The sequence below is a fragment of the Micromonospora sp. NBC_01392 genome (assembly GCF_045040125.1).
Taxonomy (GTDB): Bacteria; Actinomycetota; Actinomycetes; order Mycobacteriales; family Micromonosporaceae; genus Micromonospora.
Window position 1 is genome coordinate 4,869,999 of record NZ_CP109549.1, and the last position, 26,526, is coordinate 4,896,524.

A 26,526-nucleotide genomic window follows, 5' to 3' on the forward strand; every position below is an offset into this window, starting at 1 on the left:
TCTCCTCAGCTCGGCTGGTGGACGGGGTCGACCACGTCGCCGCGGAACAGCCCGGAATCTTCGGGAACCTCGGCCGGGTCGTCACCGAGGAGGCGGATCCGGTTGCGCTCGTCGACGAAGACCACGCGTGGCCGTGCCGTCCGCACCTCGGCCTCGGTGTACATCCCGTACGCGATGATGATCACCAGGTCGCCGGGGCTGATCAGCCGCGCCGCGGCGCCGTTGATACCGATCATTCCGGTCCCGCGCGCCCCCTCGATGACGTACGTCGAGAGCCGGTTCCCGTTGTCGACGTCGACGATGTCCACCTTCTCGTCGACGGCCAGGCCGGCCGCGTCCATGAGGTCGCGATCGACGGTCAGTGACCCGACGTAGTGCAGGTCGGCCTGGGTCACCGTAGCGCGGTGGATCTTCGACTTCAGCAGCGTCGTAAACATGATTCGTCCCTCGACAGTCGTCAGTCGCCATGTGCACGCCACCGTCGGTCGATCTCCGATATTGCGCCTATATGCCGCCTATCACGGCAGCCACCGTCCGTGGCCGCCGCGCCGCCGCCCGGCCGTCCGTAGCTGGTGTATAGGCGGAATATCGGCGGGGCCGCAGGATCGCTAGCAATGACACCCGTCCGGTGAAGGAGGCGTCGTGGCCGACGAACGCGAAGACAACCAGCGGTACAAGGTCGTGCTCAACGATGAGGAGCAGTACTCGATCTGGCCGGCCGACCGGGACGTCCCCGCCGGCTGGCGCGGCGACGGCGTCGAGGGCACCCGTGACGAGTGCCTGAAGCACATCGGCGAGGTGTGGACCGACATGCGCCCGCTGAGCCTGCGCCGCCGGATGGCGGAGACGGCGAGCTGAGCGGCGCCGCCGGATGGCGGAGACGGCGAGCTGAGCGGCGCCGCCGGATGGCGGAGACGGCGAGCTGAGCGGCGCCGCCGGATGGCGGTGTGCCCACGGGCACACCGCCATTCGCGCGTGCACTCCCCGGGATCATGCCTGGGTGAGCAACTCCATCAGCTCCTGCGGCAGGTCGTTGAGGTAGAAGTGCCCACCCGGCATGCTGCGCGCCACGAAGCCGGAAACCGTGTGCGCACGCCAGCGCCGCATGTCCTCGACCGTGGCGGACTCGTCCCGCGAACCGGCGACGGCGACGATCGGGCAGCCGAGCGGCGGACCCGGCCGGTACTCGTAGCTGCGGATGGACCGCAGGTCGGCCCGCAGGGTCGGCAGCAGCAGGTGCCAGACGTCCTCGTTCTCCAGCACCACCGCGCCGGTGCCGCCCAGGTCGCGGACGAACTCGCGGATGCCCGCGTCGTCCAGCAGCGGCTTGCGGGCCACCACGTCGGAGGGCGCCTTGCAGGCCGACACGATGAGCCGCGCCAGCGGCGCCGGAAACCGCGGGCGTAGCCGGCGGGCCACCTCGAAGGCGACCATGGCGCCCATGCTGTGACCGAACAGGGCGGTGTCGCGGCGGATGCCCGGCCCGATCGCCTCGACGATCTGATCGGCGAGCGCGGCGATCCCGACGGGCATCTCGGCACCCAGCCGGTCCTGCCGCCCGGGGTACTGCACGGCCGCCACCTCGACGTCCGGCGGGGCGGCCAGGGCCAGCGGCCGGAACGCGGCGGCCGTGCCGCCCGCGTGCGGGAAGCAGATCAGCCGTCGCGTCGCGGCCGGCCGCGGGTCGAAAATCCGCAGCCATTCGCGCGTCGCGGACGTGCGGTCATCCACGGTCGTCATCCGGGCCTCCTCGAGATGCGCGCGCGCTGCGCACGGCGGGGCTGAGTACGGCGGCCACCGCGAGGGCGAGCATCACCCCGCTGATCCCCGCCACCGCGGCCGCGGTCGGCACGGCGGCCAGCAGGAAGCCGGCCCCGAGCGCGCCGAGCGAGTTGGCGCCGGAGCCGAGCAGCCCGGCCACGCTGCCGACCCGGCCCTGTAGGGCATCCGGCGTGATGCTCAGCTGGTAGGTGCCGGCCACGACGTTGAGCAGCGCACCCAGCATGGTGGTCGACGCGAAGAGCAGCGCCAGCAGCGGGATCGGCGGGCCGAGCGAGATCAGGAACATCAGCACGGCCCACGCGATCAGCACCGAGACCAGCACGGTGACCAGGTCCAGCCGGCGGTTGACGGCGGACCCGGCCAACGCGCCGATCACGCCACAGATGCCGGAGACGGCGCCGATCACGCCGATCACGGCAGGCGAGCTGCCGGCGTCGCGCACCATCACCAGCAGCGCCAGCGACAGTATCTGGAACAGGATGTTCGTCACCGCCACCAAGCCCAGCGCGCTGCGCAGAAACCTCTGGTGCAGCACCCAGGAGATGCCCTCGGTCAGGTCCCGGCGCAGGTTGCGTGCGGTGCTCGCGCGCTCCTGCTGGAAGCTGCCCCGGACGAACAGCAGACTGCCCAGCGCGAGCAGGTGGCTGAGCGCCGCGAACAGGAACGGCGCCGCGCGCAGCAGCACGAACAGCGACGAGCTCAGCGGCTGCCCGACCAGCCCGGCGGCGCGGGTACGCGCCTCGTTCTGCGACATCGCGGAGCTGAGCTGCGGCGCGGGCACCACGTTGCTGACCGCGGCCCGCTCGGCGAGCCGGTAGACGATCGCCGCGGTGCCCTCGACGAAGGCCGCCGCCATGAGCAGCGGCAGCCAGAGCGCGCCGAGGGCGACCGCGACGCCGACGGCGCCGACCGCGGCCAGTGCGGTCACGTTGCACCAGATCATCGTGCGGCGGCGGTCCCACCTGTCGACCATGACCCCGGCCGGCAGCTGCACCAGCAGCATGGGCAGCAGCCCGGCGAACCCGGTCCAGCCGGCCGCCACGGTCGAACGGCCCGCGAACACCAGCAGCATCGGGAAGCCGACGGTGGCGACGGTGCCGCCCAGGCTGGTCAGCCCGGCGCCGATCCAGAGGGCCAGGAAGTCCCGGTTGCGGCGCAGCGGCACGACGGGCGTGTCGGTCAGTGCGGTCATCGCGACTGCCCGCCGTCCACGCCGGCGACGAGCCGCTTCGCCACGGCGGCACCGGCGTCGGAGTTGGTCAGCACGACCACCCCGGAACCCCGCCTCAGCCGGCACAGCGAGATCGCGTGGTAGCCGTCGGCCGAGCCACCGTGGCCGTACCCGAGTTCGGTCGCGCTCTCGTCGACGACCGTGCCCAGGCCGTACGCGCTGTCCGGATGCTGCACGGTCAGCAGGTCGCCGGCCGCCGGCCGGGACAGCAGCGCCTGCGGGCGACCCAGGTGCGCGCGGCGTATCTCCAGCGCCAGCCGGGCCAGGTCGGCCGCCGTGGTCCACAGACCACCCGCGGCCATGTCCGGCCAGCGCAGCCAGCCGCCGTCGAGCGGCCGGCCGGCCACGGTGTGCCCGGTGGCGACCGAACCCGCGTACCGTTCGGGGAACTCCTGGCCGAAGTCGCTGGCCGCCATCCCCACGGGGTCGAGCACCAGCTCCCGCATCAGGTCGGCGAGCGGCGTGCCGGTGACGTCGGTGAGCACCTGCTCGACCACCCAGTAGTGCGCGTTCGCCTTCTCGAAGGCGTCGCCGGGCGAGCCGTGGACCCGGAAGTCCGGCCCGCGGAGCAGGTCGGTCACGGCGGGCAGCCCGCCCTCCCGCGGGTAGCCCGGCGCCGGGGCCGGCGCGATGCCGGACCGGTGCGCGAGCAGGTGCCGCAGCGTGATCGGGGAGCCCGGCGGCAGGAAGTCGCCGCGAAGGTAATCGCGCACCGGCCGGTCGAGGTCGAGCACGCCGCGGTCGGCCAGGCGCAGCACCCCGAACGCGGTGACGTGCTTGCTCAACGAGCCGGCCTGGAACAGGGTGTCCGCGGTCACCGGCTCCGGCCGTCCGGCCGTCAGCAGGCCCTCGGCGTGCAGGTCCACCAGTTCGCCGTCGCGCAGCACCGCCACGCTCACGCCGGGAACCTCCGGAGTGGTGAGCGGGTCGTGCCAGGCGGCGGAGACCGGCGCGACCTCCGCCCGCACCGGCTCCGCGGTCGCGGCGACGGCGCGCAGGCTGTCGTCGGCGTAGACCTGGACCAGCGAGAGCGCCAGTCCGTCGGCAGCCGCCGCCGAGATCAGCCGGAAGACGACGAGCGAATTGCCGCCCAGCTCGAAGAAGCGGTCGTCGCGGCCGACCGGGTCGACGCCGAGGACCTGTGACCACAGCTCGGCCATGCGCCGCTCGGCCGCCGACCGCGGTGGCACGTACGGCCGGTGCGCGAGCGCGGCGCCGTCCGGGTCGGGCAACGCGGCCCGGTCCAGCTTCCCGTTGTGGGTGAGCGGGATGGCGGGAACCGAGACGTACGCGGACGGCACCATGTACTCCGGCAGCCGCCGAGCCAGCCACTCCCGCAGGTGCAGCCCGCTCACCGGCTCGCCGACCGGCACCAGGTACGCGGTGAGCCGGTCGCCGCGCAGCAGCACGCGCGCCTCGTTCACCTCCGGGTGGTCGCTGAGCACCGACTCGATCTCGCCCGGCTCGACCCGGTTGCCGCGCACCTTGACCTGCTCGTCGAGGCGGCCGAGATGCTCGAGCGTGCCGTCCGGCAGCACCGTGGCGAGATCGCCGGTGCGGTACAGCCGGGCGCCGGGGGCGCCGAACGGGTCGGGGACGAAGCGGGCCGCGGTCAGTCCGGGACGGTCGAGGTAGCCGCGGGCGATCGACTCGCCGCCCAGGAACAGTTCGCCCGGCACGCCGACCGGCAGCAGGTCCAGCCGCTCGTCGAGCACGTACGCGCTGGTCCCCGCCATCGGCCGGCCGATCGGGACCGTGTCGCCGCCCCGCCAGCCGGTCAGGACGTGCTCGGTGCTCGCCACGGTCGCCTCGGTCGGCCCGTACGAGTTGATGACCCGGCCGTCGCCGAACGCGCCGTACAGCCGCGCCGCCGCCGCGCCGCGGAACGCCTCGCCGCCCAGCGACAGCCGGTCGGTGACGACCTCGAACTGCTCGTCGGTCAGCTGGCCGGCCAGCAGGTCGAACAGGCTGGGCGTCAGGTCGACGAGGTCGAACGGCCCGTGCCGCAGCAGCCACTCACCCAGCCGCCCCAGGTCGAGGTCCTGCGGCGCGAGGTGCACCGGCAGGCCGTCGGAGAGCGCGATGAACAGCGAGGTCACCGACACGTCGAAGGAGATCGAGCAGAACAGCGCGCTGCCCGCCCGCCGGCCGCCGCCGAGGTACTGCGGCCGCGCCCAGCGCAGGTAGTTGGCGAGCGCACCGTGGCTGATCTGCACGCCCTTCGGCACACCCGTCGAGCCGGAGGTGAAGATGACGTACGCGGTCAGATCCGGGTCGTCCATCCGCGGCGGCCGCCCGGCGGGGGCGCTGTCGACGGTGGCGGCATCGTCGTCCAGCAGGACGCCGCGGCTGGCGAGATCCGGGTCCGCCGCGATGATCCCCGCGAGCGCCGCCTCCGAGACGATCACCTCGGGGTCGGCGGTACGCAGCAGGTCCCGCAGCCGCTGCGGCGGGTTCGCCGGGTCGAGTGGCACGTACGCGCCGCCGGCCTTCCACACGCCGAGCATGGTGGCGACCAGGTCGGGGCCGCGGCGCAGCAGCACCGCCACGCGCGACTCCGCCGTGACGCCACGGCTGCGCAGGTGCTGCCCGATCCGGTCGGCGCGGGCGTCCAGCTCGGCGAAGCTGAGGCGCCCGTCGTCGGTGACGACGGCCGGGGCGTGCGGCGTCCGGGCCGCGTGCTCCTCGATCTGGTGGAGCGCGGTGGTCCCGGCGGGGCCGGCCGGCGCGATGCCCTGGGCGAGCAGCCAGTCCCGTTCACCCGCGGGCAGGTGCACCCGGTCGGCGCGGGTGCCGGCGGCCATCGCCTCGAGCACCGCCCGGTACATCGCGATCACCCGCTCGCCGTGCTCGCGGTCGAGCACCGCGTCGTCGGCCTGGAGGACCAGGCGCTCGTCGCTCGCGGTCACGGCGTACGGGAACTCGTTCCGGCTGAAGCCGCCGCCGTCCGTGGTCGGTGGGCGCCGGCCCGCGGGGGTGCCGAATTCCTCGTAGCTGAAGAAGGTGTGCAGCAGCCGCCCGCCGTCGGTGAGTTCCACCTGCATCGCCGGCATCGGGAAGTTCCGGTGCGGCCACATCTCCAGCTCGCGGTCGAAGGCGCGGCGCACCTCGTCCGCCCAGTCGGCGGCGGCCGGGTCGACCGGGAACGGCACCGTGTTGAGGTGCGAGCCGTACACCAGCTCGGCGCCCGCGGCCTCCGGGCGGCAGTGCACCACCAGGCCGGTGTGGAACCGACGCTCGGGGCTGAGCTGCCGCAGCACGGCGAGGTGCGCCGCCAGCAGCACGCTCTTGATCGGCACGTCGGCCCGGGAAGCGAGATCCCGCAGCGGGCCGGCGAGGTCACCGAACTCGAGGTCGAACCGGTGGGACCCGGTTCCGCTGCCGCCCAGTCCGGCCGGCAACACCAGTGGCCCCCGCCCGGTGACCAGGTGACGCCAGTACTCGCGGTCGTCCGGCGCGGCCAGCGCGCGCACCTCGGCGGCGATGGTGTCGGCGAAGCGCACCGCCGGCCGTGGCCGCTCCGGCGGCTCCTGCCCGGCGCGGATCGCCCGGTACGTGTCGAGCAGGTCGGCACGGAGCCGGCTGAACGTCCACCCGTCCACGATCAGATGGGACTGGGTGATGAAGAGCGTCCACTCGCCGCCGGGCAGCAGGTGCACCCGGATCCGCAGCAGGGGCGCGGCCTCGTGCGGCAACGGTGTGCGGCTCTCCTCGTCGAGCGCGTCACGCAGTGCCCGTTCACATGCGTCCGCCGATTCGCCACGCAGGTCGGCAACCCGCACCGGCAGCGCCGCGGCGGCGTGCACCACCTGCAGTGGAACCGTGTAACCGGTCAGGTCGACCGAGGTACGCAGCACGTCGTGCCGGGCGACCAGGCCGTCCACGGTGCGTTGCAGCGCGTCGGCCGAGAACGGCTCCGTCGCCGGGATGCGCGCGGTGGCGACCCGATGGTAGTTGAGCGGCCCGGCCGACGCCGTCATCTCCACCAGCATGCCGAGCTGGTTCTGCGACAGCGGGTAGGCGTCGGCCGCATCCGCCGGAAGCCTGGTCCGGTCCTCGTCGCCGATCAGCGCGAACGGCTCGACGCCGGTTTCGGTGGCGTGGCCGCCCGCGGTCAGCCGCTCGGCGAGGGCGGTCACCGTGCGGCCGGAGAGCACGTCCCGGGCGGTGACGGCGAGGCCGTCCTCGCGGAGGCGGCCGGCGACGGCCACGGCGCGGATGGAGTCGCCGCCGAGTTCGAAGAAGCTGTCCCGGATGCCGACCCGGTCCACGCCGAGCACCTCGGCCCACACCACACACAGCCGCTCCTGCACCACGTTCTCCGGCGGCACATAGCCGGTCTGGCCAAACGCCCGACCGTCCGGCTCCGGCAACGCCCGCTTGTCGAGCTTCCCGTTCGCCGTCAACGGCAACCGATCCAGCACCACGAACGCCGCCGGCACCATGTACTCCGGCAACGACACCGCCAACGCCCGCCGCAACGACGCCACATCCAACCGCACACCCGGCACCGCCACCACATAGGCCACCAGACGGGCCTCCACCCCGCTGCCACGCAGCAACACCACCGCGTCCCGGACCCCGACACAACCAGACAACACCACCGTGATCTCACCCAACTCGATCCGATAACCACGCACCTTCACCTGGTCATCGGCCCGACCCACAAAATCCAGACTCCCGTCCGCACGCCGCCGCGCCAGATCCCCCGAGCGATACAACCGCCCACCCGACCCGAACGGATCCGGCACGAACCGCTGCGCCGTCAGATCCGGCCGACCCAGATACCCACGCGCCACCCCCGGACCCGCCACACAGATCTCACCGGTGACACCCACCGGAACGAGTTCTCCGTACGCGTCGAGCAGGTGGACACGCAGATCGCTCAGCGGCCGCCCGATCGGGTTGCCGGCGCCGGCGTCCAGGTCGTCACCGGTCAGCCGGTGGTAGGTGGTGTGCACGGTGGTCTCGGTGATGCCGTACATGTTCACCAACGCCACCCGCGCCAACGGATGCACCCGCACCCACGGCACCAACTCCGCAACCTCCAACCGCTCCCCCGCGAACACCACCACCCGCACCACCAACGCACCCACCCGCACATCACCCTCCGCCGCCGCCGACACCAACGACCGGAACGCCGACGGCGTCTGCGACAACACCGTCACCCCCGAACCCACCAACACATCCAGGAAATCCTCCGGCGAACGCGTCACCTCCTGACCCACCACCACCACCGACGCCCCATGCGCCAACGCCGCCCACATCTCAAAAACCGACACATCAAACGCAAACGAATGAAACAACGAAAAAACATCCGACGCATCAAACGCAAAATGCTCCTGCGCCGACGACAACAAACGCACCACATTCGCGTGCGACAACACCACACCCTTCGGCCGACCCGTCGAACCCGACGTGTAGATCACATACACCACACCATCCGGCGACACCACCGAACCCACATCCACCACCGGCATACCATCCAACACACCCGGCTCATCCACCACCAACACCACACCACCACAATCAACAAGCCCCACCGTCTCCCGCTCACACACCAACACGCCCACACCCGCATCCCCCACCACAAAACTCAGCCGCTCCACCGGCACCGCCGGATCCAACGGCACATAACCAGCACCCGCCTTCAACACACCCAACAACACCGGCAACAAATGCACACCACGAGTCAGACACACACCCACCAACGACTCCGCACCCACACCCCGCCCACGCAACCAATGCGCCACCCGATTAGCCCGCGCATTCAACTCCCCATACGACAACGACACCCCACCCACCACCACCGCCACCGCATCCGGCGACCGCCGCACCCGCTCCTCGAACAACTCGTGCAGGCAGCGGTCGACGGGCGTCCCGTGGGACGGTGACGCCTGCCGGAGCAGCAGCTCCCGCTCGCCCGCGGGCAGGTAGGTGGCCCGGGCGTCGCCGTCGCCACCGGCGGCCATCGACTCCAGCACCGCGCGCAGCATGCCGGCCAGCCGGTCCGCGCTCGCCGGATCCAGGTGCCGCTCGCTGCTACCGAGGTGGAACCGGCCGTGCTGGCTGATCAGCGAGAGGGCGAACTCGTTGGGCGAGTTCGTCGTCCGGGTGCCGGCCGCCACCCGGCCGGTGTCCACGCCGCGGAAGTCGAGGTGGTTGAAGAAGATCTGGATCAGCGGGTCGCCGCCCGCGTCGCGGCGGATCGCGGGCATCGGGTAACGCCGGTGCTGCCACACGTCGAGCTCCTGGGCGAAGACCCGGGTGACGAAGTCGTGCCAGGTCGCCGCGGTCCGGTCGGCGGCGATCGGCAGCGTGTTGACGTACATGCCGGGCACCCGGTCGGCGCCCGGCTCCTCCGGCCGGGTGTCGACGACCATGCCCGCGTGGTAGGCCGGCTCGTCGGTCAGCTGACCCAGCACCTTCAGGTACGCCGACAACAACACGGTCTTGAGCGCCGTGCCGGTCTCGGCGGCCAGCGCGTTCAGCCCGTCGAGCAGATCGTCGTAGGGAATCTGCCGGAACACTCGCCGGTCCGAGTCGCCCGCCCAGCCCCGCGGCAACGTCACCCCGGCGTTGTCACCGGTGATCCGCTCCCAGTAGGCGCGGTCCTCGTCCGAGGCCAGCGCGGCACGCTCGGCGGCGATCGCGTCGGCGAACCGGACTCCGGGCCGGTCGTAGGGCTCCGGCTCGGCGCCTCGGCGCAGCCGGTCATAGCAGTCCAGCAGCTCCATCAGCACCTGGTGGGTGCTCCAGCCCTCGGTCAGCGCGTGCGTCTGGGTCAGGGTGAGCCACCACGCCTCGTCGCTCTCCTGGTGCGCGAGCACCCGAAGCAGCGGCGCGACCGCGACATCGAACGCTTCGGCGCGCTGGCGCGCCACCAGGCGCTCGCGAATCGCGGGGTGCTCGGCCGGGTCCACGTCCCGCAGGTCGTGCACCTCGACCGGAACGTCCACCTGCCGATGCACGAGCTGCATCGGCGCGGAGAAGCCGGTCAACCGGATCGAGGTGCGCAGCGTCTCGTGCCGGTCGGCCACCACCGCGACGGCCCGGCGCAGCGCGTCCTCGTCCAGCGGGTGCCCGTCGGTCACCCGGAACATGTTGACCATGTGATACGCGCCGCGGCCGTCACCGGACATCGCCTCGATGACCATGCCCAGCTGGGTACGGCCCAACGGGTAGGCGTCCACCACGTCCGGCGGAAGCAGATCACGGTCCGCACGTCCGATCTGGGCGTACGCCTCGACGTACCGCCGGCCCGCGCCCGTCCCGACCGGGCGCAGCCGCTCGCAGAGCCGCTCGACGGTCCGGGCGTCCAGCACGTCGCGCACGGTCGTCTCGTATCCGGCCGCTCGCAGGTCGCCGACGAGCGCGACCGCCCGCAGCGAGTCGCCGCCGAGCGCGAAGAATCCGTCGCGCAGGCCGACCCGCTCCACGCCGAGCGCCCGCGCCCACAGCCCGGACACCTCGGCCTGGAGGCCGTCGGCGGGCGCGACGAACTCGGTCACCGCCAGCGCCTCGGCGCCGGGTTCGGGCAGCGCCGCGCGGTCGACCTTGCCGTTCGGGGACAGCGGAATCGCGTCCAGCACCACGAAGGCGGCCGGAATCAGGTAGGCGGCCAGCTCGGCCTCCAGCGCGGCGCGCAGCGCGGCCGGGGTCGGCCGCTCGTCCGCCGCCGCCACGTAGCCGATCAACCGGTCGTCGCGGTGCACGACGACCGCCTGCCGCACCAGGGGGTGCCGGGTCAGGGCTGCCTCGATCTCGCCCGGTTCGATCCGGTGCCCACGGACCTTCACCTGCTGGTCGGAGCGGCCGAGGTAGTCAAGCGTGCCGTCGGGCAGCCGGCGGGCGAGGTCGCCGGTGCGGTAGAGCCGGCCGCCGGCCGGGCCCCACGGGTCGGGGACGAACCGCTCGGCGGTCAGCGCCGGCTGGTTCAGGTAGCCGTCGCCCACGCCGAGGCCGCCGACGTGGAGTTCGCCGGGCACACCGTCGACCACCGGCGCGCCCCACTCGTCGAGGACGTACAGTCTGGTGCCGCGGACCGGCCGGCCGATCGGCACCCGGATGAGCCCGTCGGCAGTGGTCAGCGCGTGGTGGGCGACGTCGTCCGCGCACTCGGTCTGCCCGTACGAGTTCAGCAGGCTGACCTGCGGGAACCGCGCCAGCCACCGGGCGGCCAGCTCAGCCGGGAAGGCCTCGCCGGTCACCACCAGCCGCCGCAGCGCGGCGCCGGGCGGCAGGGTGACGCCGCCGTCGAGCGCCGCGCGCAACAGCGTCGGCACGACCTCCAGCACGGTGACCCCGCCGTCAGCGACCAGGGCGAAGAGGGAGCGCGGGTCGCGCGCGACAGCCTCCGGGACGACCCGGACGCAGCAGCCGGTGGCCGTACCGGCGAGCATCTGCCAGATCGACACCACGAACGTGGGCGGCGCGTTCTGCGCGAGCGTGTCGGCCGCCGTCATGCCAAGGTCGGCCACCTTGGCGAGCAGGTGGTTGCCGGCGCCGCGGCGGGTGATCGACACGCCCTTCGGCTGTCCCGTCGAGCCCGACGTGTAGAGCAGGAAGGCCGGGTCCGACGGCTCGGGTTCCGGTGCCGGTTCGCCTTCGGGCGCCGCCGCGGTCCCGTCGCCAGTGACAAGTACCGGCAGGTCGGTGTCGAGCGCGGACTCGCGGTCCGCGACGACGACCCGGGCCCGGGCGTCGGCGAGCTGGAACGCGAGCCGCTTGACCGGGGTCTCGGGATCGAGGGGAAGGCAGACGCCACCCGCCCGCAGGACGGCGAGGACCGCGGTGACCCGCTCCACGACGGCCGGCAGGCAGACCGCCGCCACGACACCGGGTCCGACACCGGCGGCGCGCAGCCGGCCGGCCAACCGGTCGACGTCCGCGCCGAGCTGTCCCCAGCTGACGGTCCCGACGTCGCCGGCGAGCGCGGGCGCGTCCGGGGTCTCGGCCGCCCACGTCGCCAGTCCGCGCACCGGGTCGAAGGTGAACGGCTCCCGTTCGGCCGCGTCCGGTCCGGGGCCGGCGTGCGACAGCACCGACGCCCGCGCGTCGCCGTCGGCGTCCTGCGCCATCCGTTCCAGCACGGTGCGGTACATCTTCGCCAGCAGGGCGCCGTTCTCCCGGCTCATCACCCCGGTACGGGTCGTCAGGTTGATCCGGTCGGGCCGACAGTGCACGGTCAGGTCGAACTCGGTGTGCGACTGGCTGAGCGTCGCGCCGATGTCGCCGTCGGCGTCCTGCCGGCGCGGGCCGACCCCGGCCAGGTCCACGTAGTTGAACGCGGTCAGCACCTGCCGCCCGGCCGAGGAGTCCCGCTGGATCGCGGGCATCGGATACCGCCGGTGCGGCCACAACGCGGTCTCCTGGGCGAAGACGCCGCGAATCAGATCCCGCCAGCGGGCGGCGGTCCGGTCCACGGCGAACGGCACCGTGTTGAGGTGCATGCCGTAGACCCGGCTCGCGCCCGCGAGTTCGGGGCGCGCGTCGGTCACCAGGCCGACATGGCCGCGCCGGGTCTCGGTGAGCCGGCCCAGCACCGCCACGTGCGCCGCCAGCAGGACGCTCTTGACCGGGACGCGCAGCCCGGCGGCCAGTTCCCGCAGCCGTGGCTCCAGGTCGTCGAGCGGCACCAGGTGCTGGTAAGGCACATCGTCCGGCCCGGCCCAGGCCGCGGGAACGCCGATCCCCTCTCGATCATCCACCACCGATCTCCAGTACGCGGCGTCCTCGTCCCCGGCCAGGGACCGCAGCTCGGCGGCGATGAAATCGGCGTAGCGCACCGGCGGCGCCTCGTACGGTGGCGGTGTGTCCCCGGCGGCCAGCGCCCGGTACGCCGCGTGCAGCTCGGCCTGGACCATCGCCAGGCCCCAGCCTTCGCTCAGCGCGTGCGGCAGGCCGAGGCCCAGCCACCAGCGGGTGTCCTCGAGGCGGGCGACGACCACCCGCAGCAGGGGCGGGCGTGCCACGTCGTACGGCGCGTTCTGGTCGGCGGCGAGCCGCTTCCGGAACTCCTCGTCGCGCCGGTCGGCCGGCACGTCGCGCAGGTCGTGCACGGTCACCGGCACGTCGGCCGGGCCGTGCACGACCTGCGTCGGCACCGAGAACCCGGTCAGGTGCAGCGAGGTGCGCAGCGCGTCGTGCCGTCCGGTCACCTCGACCAGCGCGGCCCGCAGTGCCGCCTCGTCGAACTCGGAGCCGATCACCTCGTACGCCACGAAACTGCGGTACGCCGTGGGATCCTCCAGCATCTCGACGACCATTCCGGCCTGCACCTGCGAGAGCGGGTACGCGTCCACCGCCGTCGGCGGCAGCTTCGCCCGGTCGTCGTCGCCGATCAGGGCGAACGGCGCGACCGGCTCGTCGTCGCCGGGGCGCCGGTCGCGGCCGGCCAGCCGATCGGCGAGCTCGGCGACGGTCGGGTGGCGGAACAGGTCGCGGACCGAGACGTCCAGCCCCTCCTCGCGCAGCACACCGACCGCGGCCAGCGCCCGCATCGAGTCGCCGCCCACGTCGAAGAACATGTCGTTGACGCCGATCGGGGTGCGGCCCAGCACCTCCTGCCAGATGGCCGCGATGCGGCTCTGCAGCGGGGACCGCGGTGGCTCGTACTCCGATTCGCCCTCCTCGCCGTCGTCGGCCGACGACGGCTGCGGCACCAGCGCGCCGTCGGCGCGGACAGCCGCCCGGTCCCCGGTGGCGAACAGGCGGGACCCGGCCGGCCCGAAGGCGTCCGGGCGGAAGCGGTCCGCCGTGAGCGCGGGACGCCCGATGAAGCCGCGCGGCACGATGCCGCCCAGGTGGAGGTCGCCCGGCACACCGTCGGGCACCGGGCGGCCCTGCGCGTCCAGCACCCGCAGCTCGCGGCCGGGCAGCGGGTCGCCGATCGGGAACCGCGCATCGTCGAGGTCGGCCGGCTCGAGCTGCCGCCAGCAGGCCCGCCGGTAGCGGCTGACCACCGCCGGGCCGTCGCCGTCCGCCGCCACCAGCGGGCGCAGGTCGTCCGGGTGGCCCGCGTCGCCGGTGAGCAGCACCAGGCGTACGGCGAGATCCTCGTCCCGGGCGATCGGCGCGGCCAGGTCACGCAGGTCGTCCGCCCGGCTCGACAGCACCGAGACCTCGTGCCGGCGCAGCCGGTCCAGCAGTCGCGCCGGAGTCTCGTCCGGCGGCAGCACGACCAGCCGGCCGCCGTACAGCAGCGCACCCCAGATGGGCAGCGGGTCGTCCGCCCAGCCGGCGTCGAGGCTCCAGGCGTCGAACTCGTCGAACTCGGCCGCCTGGTGCGCGGCGGTCACCTCGCTGAGCACGTCGGCGTGACTGACCACGGCGTACGGCTCGGCCGGGCCGACCAGCATCGCCGTCTCCGGATCGACAGTCACCTCGGGGGCGGCGGCGTCGCCGGGACCGTCCGGCGCGACCGTGACCGGGTGCAGCGACGAGTCGCCGGTGACGATGGCGGTGAGCCCGAGTTCCCGGGTGGGTGCGAGGTCGCCGCCCGGCGCGAGCGGCAGATAGGCGCCGCCGGTCTTGAGCACGCCGAGCACCGCGCAGATCGCGTCGGCGCCGGGCGGCAGGCAGATGCCGGTCACCGTCTCCGGGCCCGCGCCGGCCGTGCGCAGCCGGTGGGCCAGGCGGTTCGCCCGCTCGTCCAGCTCGCGGTAGGTCAGCTCGGTGTCGCCGTCGATCACGGCGACGGCGGAGGGGGTCCGCGCCGCCCGGTCGGCGAACACCTCGTGCGGGGTCTGGCGCCGGCGTCCGCGGCCCGGGCGCCGGACCTTGCGCAGCGCCGTCCGCGGCTTCGGCTCGGGCCGGAACGTCGCGCGGGCGTCGCCGTCCGGATCAGCGGCCATGGCGGCGAGGACGTCGCGGAACATGCCGACGATCTGCCGCGCGCGCTCGTGGCTGAGCACGTGGCTGTTGCTGCGCAGGCTCAGGCGTCCGCCGAGGGTGACGATGCCGACCGCGAACTCGTTCGGCGCGTCGCTGAACGCCTGGCTGTCGTCGGCCGCCTCGGTGTCCATCCGGTGGAAGTCGAGGTAGCAGAAGAACACGTCGACCAGGCGGCCGGTGCCGGCCGGGCGCTCGATGGCGGGCATCGGGAAGTGCCGGTGGTCCCAGATCTCGATCTCGGTGTCCGAGACCTGGCGTACCAGGTCGCGCCAGGTGCGCGCGTCCGGGCGTACGGGAAATGGCAGGGTGTTGAGGAAGTTGCCGTAGACCCGGTCGCCGCCCGGCTCGGCCAGCCGGGTGTGCGTGACCAGTCCGGTGTGGAAGCCGGGCGCGGTGGTCAGCTGGCTCATCACCTTCGCGTGCGCCGCGACCAGCACGCTCTTCACCGACGTCCGCGCGGACGCGGCCAGGCGCCGCAGGCCCTCCTCCAGGTCGGCGTAGGACATCCCGGCGCGGACGACCTCGGCGGGCGCGTCCCGGTCGCCGCTCCACCCGGCCGGCATGGTCAGCTTCACGTGGTCGCGGACCATGTCTCGCCAGTACGCGCGGGTCCGCTCGGACTCCAGCGCCCGGCGCTCGGCCGCCACCGTGTCGGCGAACCGCACCGCCGGCGCGTCCCACCGCTCCGGCGCGGTCCCGTCGCGCAGCCGCCGGTAGCACTCCAGCACGTCCATCAGGAACAGCTGGTTGCTCCAGCCGTCCAGCAGCGCGTGGTTCTGGGTGAAGCCACACAGCCACTCGGAGTCCGAGGTGACGTGGGCGTGCACCCGGAGCAGGGGCTCGTCGGAGGACAGGTCGAACAGGTCCGCCCGCTCCGCGGCCACGAACGCCGACATGTCGTCGAACTGTTCCCTGGCGTCGAGGTGCCGCAGGTCGCGCCACGAGCACGGCGCGGCGGCCACCCGGTGCACGAGCTGCATCGGCTCCGAGTAGCCGGTCAGCCGGACCGAGGTCCGCAGCACGTCGTGCCGCCGGATCACCTCGCGCACCGCCCGCTCGAACGCGTCCGGGTCGAAGCCCTGGTCGTCGCGCACCTCGTACACGTTGACGTTGTGGTAGCTGCGCCTGTCGTCGTTCCCGGCAAGCAGCTCGATCAGCATGCCCGACTGGTTCATCGACAGCGGGTACGCGTCGGCCAGCCCGTCCGGCAGCCGCTCCCGGTCGACGGCCGGCACCAGCTCGAACGGCGCCACCGCCGCGCGGTCGCCCGCGTCCAGCGCGTCCCGGCCGGTGAGCAGCCGCGAGACCGCCTCGACCGTGCGGTGCTGAAGGATCTCACGGACCGACACGTCCCAGCCCTCGGCCCGCAGCGCGCCGATCAGGGCCACCGCCCGGATGGAGTCGCCGCCGAGGTCGAAGAAGTCGTCGCGGACGCCGGCCTCCCGGCCGAGCACCTCGGACCAGACCGCGACCAGACGTTCCTGCAACGGGGTGGCGGTCTCGAAACCGCTCGACCCGGGCGCGGTCTCCTCCGGGGCCGGCAGGGCGTGCCGGTCCAGCTTGCCGTTGGCGTTCAGCGGCAGCCGTTCCAGCTGCACGAACGCCGACGGCACCAGGTAGTCCGGGAGCGCGCGGGTGAGCCGCTCGCGGATCGACGCGCGGTTCATCTCGCCGTTCGCCACCAGGTAGGCGACGAGCTGCCGCTCGCCGTCCGGCCCGGATTCGCGGGCCACGACCCGGCAGTCGGTGATCTCGTCGAGGCCGCCGAGCGTCGCCTCGATCTCCCCCAGCTCGACCCGGTAGCCACGAATCTTGAGCTGGCCGTCGCGGCGCCCGCGGAAGTCGACGGCGCCGTCCGGCAGCAGCCGCACGAGGTCGCCGGTGCGGTAGAGGCGCGCGCCCGGCGGACCGTACGGGTCGGGCAGGAAGCGGTCGGCGGTCAGGTCCGGGCGGCCCAGGTAGCCTCGGGCGACGCCGGCGCCTCCGACGTACAGCTCACCCGTGACGCCGGTCGGCAACGGACGCAGGTCCCGGTCGAGAACCCGCATGACCATGCCCGGCAGGGGCAATCCGATCGGGACGACGTCGGGGACCGGCCCGTCGACCGGGTGGACGCAGGTGCCGACGGACGCCTCGGTCGGACCGTACTCGTTGATCAGTTCGACCGCGGGCGCCTTCGCCTGCCAGGCGCGCACCACATGCCGGGTCAGCGCCTCGCCGGCGACGACAAGCACCGGAGCCAGGCGTGCCGCCTGGTCCGCGGCGAGCTGGGTGGTGAGCACCTCCAGGTGGCCCGGGGTCAGCTTGATGAAGCTGTACGGGCCGTACCGGTCGAGGTGGGCGCCGAGTTCGCCGAGGTCCACCTCGTTCGGCACCATCGTCACCGGCTGCCCGGTGACCAGCGGTCCCCACAGATTCGGCACGACGAGGTCGAACGCGACCGAGGAGAAGAGCGGCGCGCCGCCGGTTCCCCGGGAGGCCAGGGTCCGCGCCGCCCACGAGACGTGGTTGGCGAGCCCTCGGTGCGACACGGCGACGCCCTTGGGGCGGCCGGTCGAGCCGGAGGTGTAGATGACGTACGCCAACTGGTCGGCATCCGGCCTGGGCCGTCCGGTGACCGCGGGACGGTCGGCGGGCAGGTCCTCGGCCAACAGCCGCCGGTCCGCGGGGACGTCGGCGATGCCGGGCAGGAGGTCCCGCTCGGTGATCACGACGGCGGCGTGGGCGTCCGCCACCATCCCGGCGACCCGTTCGGCCGGGAAGCCGGCATCGAGCGGCAGGTAGGCCGCGCCCGCCTTCCAGGCGCCGAGCAGGGCGGCGGCGAGTTCCGGGCCGCGGTCGAGCAGCACGGCGACGACCGACTCCGGGCCGGCGCCGCGGGCGGTGATCGCGGCCGCGTACCGCTCGGCGCGGTCGTCCAGCTCCGCGTACGTGAGCGTGTGGCCGCCGGTCACCACGGCGGCGGCGTCCGGCGTACGGGCGGCCTGCTGCTCGAAGAGCTCCAGCACCGGCTGGTAGTCGCCGGGCAGCGGCGCGCCGACCGCCCGATCCTGCTGGTCACGCAGTTCGTCAGGGGTGGCGAGCGCGATGGTGGCGTCGCCGTCCGGGTCGGCGGCCATCGCGGTCAGCACGGTCCGGAACAGGCCGGCGATCCGGTCGGTGTTCGCCGGGGTGAGCGAGCGGACGTCCGAGGTCAGGAAGATGTGCCCGGCCCGCGAGGAGACGGTCAACGGGAACTCGGTGGGGCTGTCGTCCAGCCCCTGGGTGGCGTCGACCAGCTCGGTGTCGATCTGGCGGAAGTCCTGGTAGTTGAAGAAGACCTCGATCAGCCCCTGCCGGCCGGGGTTGTCGCGCTGGACCGCGGGCAGCGGGTAGCGCCGGTGCGACCAGGACTCGACCTCGCGGCGGAAGGTCCGGGTCACCAGGTCGCGCCAGGTGCCCCGGATCGGGTCGAACGGGAACGGCAGCGTGTTGAGGTACATGCCGAAGACCCGGTCGGCGCCGAGCACCTCGGGGCGGGTGTCGTAGACCAACCCGGCGTGCACCGCGGGCTCCTCGCTGAGCCGGCTGAGCACCTTGCCGAACGCGGACACCATGACGGCCTTCATGGACGCGCCGGCCTGGGCCGCGAGCCGCCGCAGCCCCGGCTCCAGGTCGGTCCACGGGATCCGGGTGTGGTACGCGGTCCGCTCGGCCACGCTCCGGTCGCCCCAGTCGCGCGGAAGGGTGAACTTCTCGTACCGGCCCACCACGTCACGCCAGTACGCCCGGGTCTCCGGTGAGTTGAGCGCGGTGAGCTCGCCGGCGATGGCGTCGGCGAAGCGCACCGCCGGCATCGGCTCGGCGTCAGGCTCCTGACCCGCGGCGATCCGCTGGTACGCCCGCACCAGCTCCATCAGCATGGTGTGGTAGCTCCAGCCCTCCATGACCGGGTGGCATTCGGTGATCGAGATCCACCACGAGTCGGGCTCGGTGACGTGCACGAAGAAGCGCATCAGGGTGGGCCGGGTCAGGTCGAACGGCCGGGCACGCTCGCTGGTCGCGAATTCCTGCAGCACGTGCTCGGTCCCGGCCGCGTCGAGCGTGCCGTGGTCGGTCCAGCCGATCGGCACCTCGGCCGTTCGGTGGACCAGCTGCATCGGCACCGAGTATCCGGTGAGGTGGACCGAGGTACGCAGCGTGTCGTGCCGGGCGACCAGCCAGGCGGCGGCGCGCTCGAAGGCGGCGAAGTCGAACGGCCGCTCATCCATGATCCGGAACGCGCTGGAGTTGTGGTAGTTGTTCTGCTGGTCGTCGGCCAGCATCTCGATGACCATGCCGGTCTGGATCTGCGACAGCGGGTAGGCGTCGACCACCCCGTCCGGGACCAGCGCCCGGTCGTCGTCGCTGATCAGCGCGAACGGCTCGACCAGGGCGTGGTCGTCGGCGACCAGGGTGGACCGCTCGCCCAGCAGGCCTGCGAGTTCGGCGACGGTACGCCTGTCGAACACGTCCCGCACGCTCAGGTCGAAACCCTCGGCCCGCAGCGCGCCGACCAGGGAGACGGCGCGGATGGAGTCGCCGCCGAGTTCGAAGAAGCTGTCCCGGATGCCGACCCGGTCCACGCCGAGCACCTCGGCCCACACCACGCACAGCCGCTCCTGCACCACGTTCTCCGGCGGCACATAGCCGCCCTGGCCGAACGCCCGACCGTCCGGCTCCGGCAACGCCCGCTTGTCGAGCTTCCCGTTCGCCGTCAACGGCAACCGATCCAGCACCACGAACGCCGCCGGCACCATGTACTCCGGCAACGACACCGCCAACGCCTGCCGCAACGACGCCACATCCAACCGCGCATCCGGCACCGCCACCACATAGGCCACCAGACGGGCCTCCACCCCGCTGCCACGCAGCAACACCACCGCGTCCCGGACCCCGGCACAACCGGACAACACCACCGTGATCTCACCCAACTCGATCCGATAACCACGCACCTTCACCTGGTCATCGGCCCGACCCACAAAATCCAGACTCCCGTCCGCACGCCGCCGCGCCAGATCACCCGAGCGATACAACCGCCCACCCGACCCGAACGGATCCGGCACGAACCGCTGCGCCGTCAGATCCGGCCGACCCAGATACCCACGCGCCACCCCCGGACCCGCCACACAGATCTCACCGGTGACACCCACCGGGACCGGGCGGCCCAGCGTGTCCAGCAGATAGACCCTGAGGTCACCGAGCGGGTAGCCGATCGGGTTGCGCGGGCCGGGAGTCAGGTCCCCGTCGACCAGCCGGTGGTAGGTGGTGTGCACGGTGGTCTCGGTGATGCCGTACATGTTCACCAACGCCACCCGCGCCAACGGATGCACCCGCACCCACGGCACCAACTCCGCAACCTCCAACCGCTCCCCCGCGAACACCACCACCCGCACCACCAACTCACCCACCCGCACATCACCCTCCGCCGCCGCCGACACCAACGACCGGAACGCCGACGGCGTCTGCGACAACACCGTCACCCCCGAACCCACCAACACATCCAGGAAATCCTCCGGCGAACGCGTCACCTCCTGACCCACCACCACCACCGACGCCCCATGCGCCAACGCCGCCCACATCTCAAAAACCGACACATCAAACGCAAACGAATGAAACAACGAAAAAACATCCGACGCATCAAACGCAAAATGCTCCTGCGCCGACGACAACAAACGCACCACATTCGCGTGCGACAACACCACACCCTTCGGCCGACCCGTCGAACCCGACGTGTAAATCACATACACCACACCATCCGGCGACACCACCGAACCCACATCCCCCACCGGCATACCATCCAACACACCCGGCTCATCCACCACCAACACCACACCACCACAATCGACAAGCCCCACCGTCTCCCGCTCACACACCAACACGCCCACACCCGCATCACCCACCACAAAACTCAGCCGCTCCACCGGCACCGCCGGATCCAACGGCACATAACCAGCACCCGCCTTCAACACACCCAACAACACCGGCAACAAATGCACACCACGAGTCAGACACACACCCACCAACGACTCCGCACCCACACCCCGCCCCCGCAACCAATGCGCCACCCGATTGGCCCGCGCATTCAACTCCCCATACGACAACGACACCCCACCCACCACCACCGCCACCGCATCCGGCGACCGCCGCACCCGCTCCTCGAACAACTCGTGCAGGCACGACCGGACGGGAGCCGCCGACCGGGGTGCACCGATCACCACAGCTCGTTCCGCGGCGTCGAGCAGTTCCAGGCTCGCGAGCGGCGCGTCCACGTCGGCCACCGCGGCGGCGAGCAGGTTGCGCAGGTGGGTGGCCATGCGCTCGACGGTGGACTCGTCGAACAGGGCGGTCGCGTAGACGAGATGGCCGCCCAGACTGCCGTCGCCGGCGTCGCCGACCTGCAACTCCAGGTCGCACTTGGCGATGCCGCCGGTGAGCGGGTACGGCCACATCCGCGCATCCGGCAGCGCCACGGCGTCGCGGCGCGGCTCGTGCATGGTGAGGGCGACCTGGTAGAGAGGGCTGCGCGACATGTCCCGCTCCGGCTGCAACTCGTCAACCAGCCGCGCGAACGACACGCTCTGGTGGTCGTAGGCGTCGGCCAGCACCTCGCGGGCCGCCGCGACGAGTTCGGCGAAGCTCTGCCGCTCGTGCCAACGGGTGCGCATCACCAGGTTGTTGATGCCGTACCCGATCAGTCCCTGCAGCTCCGGCCGGCTGCGCCCGGACACGACGGTGCCGACCGGCACGTCGTTCAGGCCGGTGTACCGGGAGACGAGCAACTGGAACGCGGCGAGGAAGACCACGAACGGAGTGGTGCCGAGCCGCTCCGCAAGCTGCCGCACCTGGCCGGCGAGCGCGGCGGGAAGCGCGAACTCGACCGCGGCGCCGTCATGCTCGCGCACGGCGGGACGCTGCCGGTCCGCGGGCAGGTCGATCGTCGGCAGCTCGGCGAGCTGCTCGCGCCAGTAGTCCAGGTGCCGGGCGGTCTCCCGCTCGGCGCCGGCGGTGTGCTGGGCGGCGGCGAAGTCGGCGTACTGCACGGGCAGGTCGGGCAGGTCGGGGACGGCGTTCTCGACGAACGCGCGGTAGAGCTGGGTGAACTCACGCACGAAGACCTGCGCCGACCAGGCGTCGAACGCCACGTGGTGGAAGATCACCGCGAGGACGTGGTCGTCGGCTTCGAGGGCCACCAGCCGGGCCCGGATCGGCCAGTCCCGCTCGAGGTCGAACGGCCGGGCCGCCTCGGCGGCGAGCACCTCGGCGCAGCGCGCCTCCCGCTCGTCGGCCGACCCGGTGAGCACGTCGGTCGCCACCTGGATCGGGGCCGGCGCGTCGATCACCTGCTCCGGCTCGTCGCCGGTGAGCACGTAGCGGGTACGCAGGATCTCGTGCCGGGCGATCAGCGCGGACAGCGCCCGCTCGATCGCGTCCCGATCGGCCACGCCGCGGATCCGGAACGCGAGCGGGACCAGGAACTCGCGGCTGTCCGGGTCGAGCCGGTTGAGGAACCACATCTGCTGCTGACCCGACGACAGGCGCAGCGGCCGGTCCCGGTCGGCGCGCGGCAGCACGGATCGCCTGGCCGTCCGGCCCCCGCCCAGCCGGCGCAGTAGCAGTTCGCTGCGCAGGTCGGACACGGACGGGACCTGATCGATATTTTCGGTGGTCATCCGAGACCGCTCCCTTGCTCGCGACGGTTCCGCTCGTGGCGCGGACGTAGTGGTGGTGCGGGACAGCACGGCACCAAGGCAGCCTCTCGGCGGGCGCGATAGTTCATCTATACGGCGACTATCCGCGCGTCCGCGCAGCTCACGGGCGGGTGGCCGCCGGCGGCGCCTCGGCCGGCTCGTCGTACGCGCGCAGCCGCATCTCCTCGTCCGCGGTGATCTGCAGCCGGGACATGCCGAACCGCAGCAGTGGCGGACTCATCAGCGAGGTCACGATCGCGATGAGGACGATCGTGGTGTACATCGTGGTCGTCAGGACGCCCAGCTGCACACCGACCATGGCGATGACCACCTCCATCACGCCGCGCGCGTTCATGCCCGCACCGAGAGCGACCGCCTCCCAGCGGTTGAGGCCACTGAGCCAGGCGCCGAGGAACGCGCCGCTGAACTTGCCCACGATGGCGATCACCAGCAGCAGCGTCGCGATGCCGAGCACGAGCGGCTTGGCCAGCAGCGTGAGATCCATGCGCAGCCCGGCGGTGGCGAAGAACAGCGGCGCCAGCACCGCGGTCACCAGCAGGCGCAGCGGGGCGAGGCGGCGCACCACCTCCGGCCCGGCACTGCCGATCAGCATGCCCCCGATCAACGCGCCGAAGATGGCCTCCAGATGCAGCGCCTGAGTGGCGGCCGCGCACAGCAGAATCAGGATGGTCGCGCTGACCAGGACGGGGCCCTGGCCCGCCGACCGACTCGCGACCCGCATCACGCGGCCGACCAGCGGACGCCCGACGAACACGGCGACCAGCACCACCGCGGCCAGGTACGCGATCGGCAGCACCAGGTCGCTGGCGCGCAGTCCCGTTGTCGCGACGGCCGTCACCACGGACAGGCCGAGCCACCCCAGCAGGTCGTCGACCGTGCCTGCCATCAGGATGAGCTGGCCGACGTTGCGGTGGATCATCCGCAGGTCCATCAGGGTCTTCGCGATCACCGGAATGGCGCTGACCGCCATGGCGATGCCCAGGAACAGCGCGAACGCCGGCCGTTGACCGTGCTCCGACAGCAGCGACCGTGGAAGCAGCAGCCCCACCGTGACGCCGAGGGCCAGCGGGATCAGCAGCCCCGGCAGACTCACCCGCAGCGCGGTCTGGTGGCGCCGGCGGATCATCCGCAGATCCAGGCTCGCGCCGGTGAACGCCACCAGCAGCACCAACCCGACCTGCCCGACGGCATCGAGCAGGTGAAACTGTTCGACGGTGGGCGGAAACAGCCATCGGAACGCCGCCGGTGCGACGCCCCCCAGCAATGACGGTCCCAGCAGGACGCCGGCCAACAGCTCGCCGACAATGGCGGGGAAGGAGAGCCGCGCGGCCAGCTTGCCGAGCAGCGCCGCGGCCAACAGCAGCACGCCGATCTGCAGGAGCAGGAAGAGCAGTGGGGTGCCACCGAGCGGGCTGACTGGGTCTGCGACGTACATGGAATCCCCTGCCTGAAGGCGACCGAGAGGGCTCGTTCACCATGAGCAGGATCCCTATACTCCATCAGTATCCCCAGCTTGGCGCCGCTCGCCGAGCTGGCGTTGGCACGCTCGCCTCGCCGGCGCCGCGGGCTGGCCGCCGGGGGCTGTGCGGGATGGTGACGCGGGCCCGTCGTCGGCTCTCGCCGCGGGCGGCGCCGGCAATGGCCGATCCGGTATGGTATTTGCCTCAGTGGCCGGGCGAAGTGTGGGGGGTTTCCTTGGGGCGTCGAGGGTTCCTGTGGACGTCCGGGCCGGCCGACCGGCAGAGGATGAGGACGTGACCCGGCCCGCGTCCACGTCCACCAACGACCCGCTCCGGCCCGACAGGCGGCCCGGCGCCCGGTCCGATCCGCCGCGGACCCGGCTCCGTCGACTCTGGGCGCGTCACCTGGTCCGGGACGAGGGCGGCGCGGACCGGTTCACGCTGTTCCTCGTCGCCGCGGTGGTCACGATCCTGGTGACCAGGGCGTTCCTGGGCATGGCCGGCTACCCCCAGGTGGGCAGCGGCGGGCTGCACGTGGCACACGTGCTGTGGGGCGGCCTCGGAATGCTCGCCGCCCAGCTGATGACCATGCTGTTCCTCGGCAGCGCGGTGAAGAACGCCGCCGCTCTCATGGCCGGTGTCGGGTTCGGGCTGTTCATCGACGAGGTCGGCAAGTTCCTCACCGCCGACAACAACTACTTCTACGAACCCGTCGCCGCCATCATCTACGCCGTCTTCGTCGCGACGTACGTCGCGGTGCGACTCGCCGTCAACCGGCGGCCCCTGAGCGAGCGGGAACGGCTGGTCAACGCCGCGCAGCGGACGGCCGACGGCTACGCCGGCTCGGCGACGGGCGGTGAGTGGCTGACCCGGATCCGCGAGCAGTGGCGGGCGGCGCTGGCCCGTTTCTGCCGCCGCCCGTTCGTCCGTCGCTGGACCGCCCCGGCGATCGCGCTGATCACCCTCTTCTCACTGGGTCGCCCACTCGTGCTGCTGTCTCGGCAGCCCAACCTGCCCAACGCCATCTACGCGGCGTTCGCGGCCACCGCGTTCGTGCTCGGGGTCCTCGGGCTGTGGCGCTCGACCCGTGGCCGGCCGGCGGCCGGGCTGTTCGAGGTGGCCCTGATGGTGGAGCTGCTCGTGGTGCAGGTTTTCTGGCTCCTGGACAACGAGTTCGCCGGCATCCTGCCGGTCGCCTGCACCGTGGCGCTGCTCGTCGTGAACCGGCAACACGCCGCCGCCGCGAGGCCTGACGGGGCAGCATGAACCAGTCGGGTGTGGCAGCCCCCGATCCGGAGATCGACGCGGGCCGCCCCCGACGCTCGGCCGTCGTCCCTTGCCGTGGTACGCGGCCCGCATGAGCGCCTGAGTGTCGTCGAGCATCGGCCGGACCGCCTCCGCTGTGGACCGTCGCCCCCGTGGCGGCGGCTGACCGGGCGCGGCAGGTCTCGCCTCCGGCCGAGGTCGTCGCGGCGGTCTTCGCGCCGCTCCACGACGAGGCGGCACGGGCGGGCGGTCACGATCCGTCGGTGGGCGGGACGGCGGGCGGAGCACCGAGTCGCTCACCCATCCGTACGGTCGCCCCGACCGGCAGCGGCTCGATGGTGCCGGCGTCTCGTGAGCAGGCCAGGACGACCGTGGAACCGAACTCGAAGTGCCCCAACTCGGCGCCGGCCGACGCGGGAAGCGCCGGATCGTAGCGACGACGGCGCACCTCGCGCCGTCGGGCGTTGGTGTGCAGGTCGTCGAAGGCGAGACGGGTCATCCCCACCATGGTGGCGCCGACGGCGACGATCGCCACCCGCCCGCCGCGCTCGCCGTCGACCTCGATGACGATGCGCTCGTTCACCGCGAAGAGGTTCGCCACGTTGGCCACGGCGGCGACGTTGACCGGCCAGAGTTCACCGGGGATGTAGGTGGCCGCGGTGACCTTTCCGGACAACGGGAAATGAATGCGGTGATAGTCCTTCGGCGAAAGGTAGAACGTGGTGTACGTGCCTCCGTCGAATCTGTCCGCCAACTCGCGGTCACCGAGCAGCGCGGTGAGGGAATAATTGCGCCCCTTGGCCTGCACGAGCGTGTCGGACTCGATGACTCCGTATGCGCCGACGGTGGCGTCGACCGGGGAGACGATGGCGTCGGCCGCGAGCGGACGTGATCCCGGTCTGAGCGTACGGGTGAAGAACGCGTTGACGGACGGGTACTGCTCAAGGGGAAGAGCCGCCTCCTCCGGCCGAGCACCGAAGATACGGCTGTAGGTGCGGTACGCCGGGCCGCGCCACCGTACCGGAACGGTGCGGGTGGCGAGCCATCCCGCGCCGCGACTGATCGCGTGCTTCGGGATGACCGAGAGGACAAGAATGAGCATTCGGCCGAGCATCGCGGAACTCTAACACGACACCAATTGTCGAGATCGGGTGCGTCAACC

General features: G+C 72.3%; 8 protein-coding genes. 2 read left to right on the top strand and 6 right to left on the bottom strand.

The window, feature by feature from the left end; translation table 11 throughout:
- Positions 1 to 5 precede the first annotated feature (5 nt).
- Positions 6 to 437: an aspartate 1-decarboxylase gene (gene panD, locus OG767_RS21105; RefSeq protein WP_281939234.1), complete on the bottom strand. Its 432-nt coding sequence runs from the start codon at positions 435 to 437 to the stop codon at positions 6 to 8.
- A gap of 205 nt (positions 438 to 642) precedes the next feature.
- Here panD and OG767_RS21110 point away from each other — a divergent pair, with 205 nt between their 5' ends.
- A complete protein-coding gene (locus OG767_RS21110) occupies positions 643 to 858 on the top strand; it encodes an MbtH family NRPS accessory protein (RefSeq protein ID WP_281939232.1) in 216 nt (71 codons plus the stop codon).
- A gap of 132 nt (positions 859 to 990) precedes the next feature.
- On the opposite strand, the gene OG767_RS21115 is transcribed toward OG767_RS21110, so the two are convergent.
- The 4 genes from OG767_RS21115 to OG767_RS21130 form a co-directional block, all read right to left on the bottom strand.
- Positions 991 to 1,740: a thioesterase II family protein gene (locus OG767_RS21115; protein ID WP_405090153.1), complete on the bottom strand. Its 750-nt coding sequence runs from the start codon at positions 1,738 to 1,740 to the stop codon at positions 991 to 993.
- Positions 1,724 to 2,974 (bottom strand): MFS transporter, encoded by a 1,251-nt coding sequence (locus OG767_RS21120; protein WP_405090154.1) that lies wholly within the window; start codon positions 2,972 to 2,974, stop codon positions 1,724 to 1,726. The genes OG767_RS21115 and OG767_RS21120 overlap by 17 nt, the downstream gene beginning before the upstream one ends.
- Positions 2,971 to 22,599, bottom strand: coding sequence for an amino acid adenylation domain-containing protein (locus OG767_RS21125; protein ID WP_405090155.1), 19,629 nt, complete (start codon positions 22,597 to 22,599; stop codon positions 2,971 to 2,973). Before OG767_RS21125 ends, OG767_RS21120 begins: the two co-directional genes overlap by 4 nt.
- A gap of 139 nt (positions 22,600 to 22,738) precedes the next feature.
- Positions 22,739 to 24,004 (bottom strand): cation:proton antiporter, encoded by a 1,266-nt coding sequence (locus OG767_RS21130; protein ID WP_405094266.1) that lies wholly within the window; start codon positions 24,002 to 24,004, stop codon positions 22,739 to 22,741.
- A gap of 388 nt (positions 24,005 to 24,392) precedes the next feature.
- Between OG767_RS21130 and OG767_RS21135 the strand changes: the two genes are divergently transcribed.
- Positions 24,393 to 25,364 (top strand): hypothetical protein, encoded by a 972-nt coding sequence (locus OG767_RS21135; protein WP_405090156.1) that lies wholly within the window; start codon positions 24,393 to 24,395, stop codon positions 25,362 to 25,364.
- Positions 25,365 to 25,614: 250 nt separating this feature from the next.
- On the opposite strand, the gene asd is transcribed toward OG767_RS21135, so the two are convergent.
- Positions 25,615 to 26,466 carry an archaetidylserine decarboxylase gene (gene asd / locus OG767_RS21140; protein ID WP_405090157.1) on the bottom strand — a complete coding sequence of 284 codons (852 nt, stop codon included), beginning with the start codon at positions 26,464 to 26,466 and terminating at the stop codon, positions 25,615 to 25,617.
- Positions 26,467 to 26,526: the final 60 nt, after the last annotated feature.

What these genes read in the sequence shown, in the direction of transcription:
- panD (WP_281939234.1), bottom strand. Translation starts at nt 437, where the DNA reads ATGTTTACGACGCTGCTGAAGTCGAAGATCCACCGCGCTACGGTGACC.
- OG767_RS21115 (WP_405090153.1), bottom strand. Translation starts at nt 1,740, where the DNA reads ATGACGACCGTGGATGACCGCACGTCCGCGACGCGCGAATGGCTGCGG.
- OG767_RS21120 (WP_405090154.1), bottom strand. Translation starts at nt 2,974, where the DNA reads ATGACCGCACTGACCGACACGCCCGTCGTGCCGCTGCGCCGCAACCGG.
- OG767_RS21125 (WP_405090155.1), bottom strand. Translation starts at nt 22,599, where the DNA reads ATGACCACCGAAAATATCGATCAGGTCCCGTCCGTGTCCGACCTGCGC.
- asd (WP_405090157.1), bottom strand. Translation starts at nt 26,466, where the DNA reads ATGCTCATTCTTGTCCTCTCGGTCATCCCGAAGCACGCGATCAGTCGC.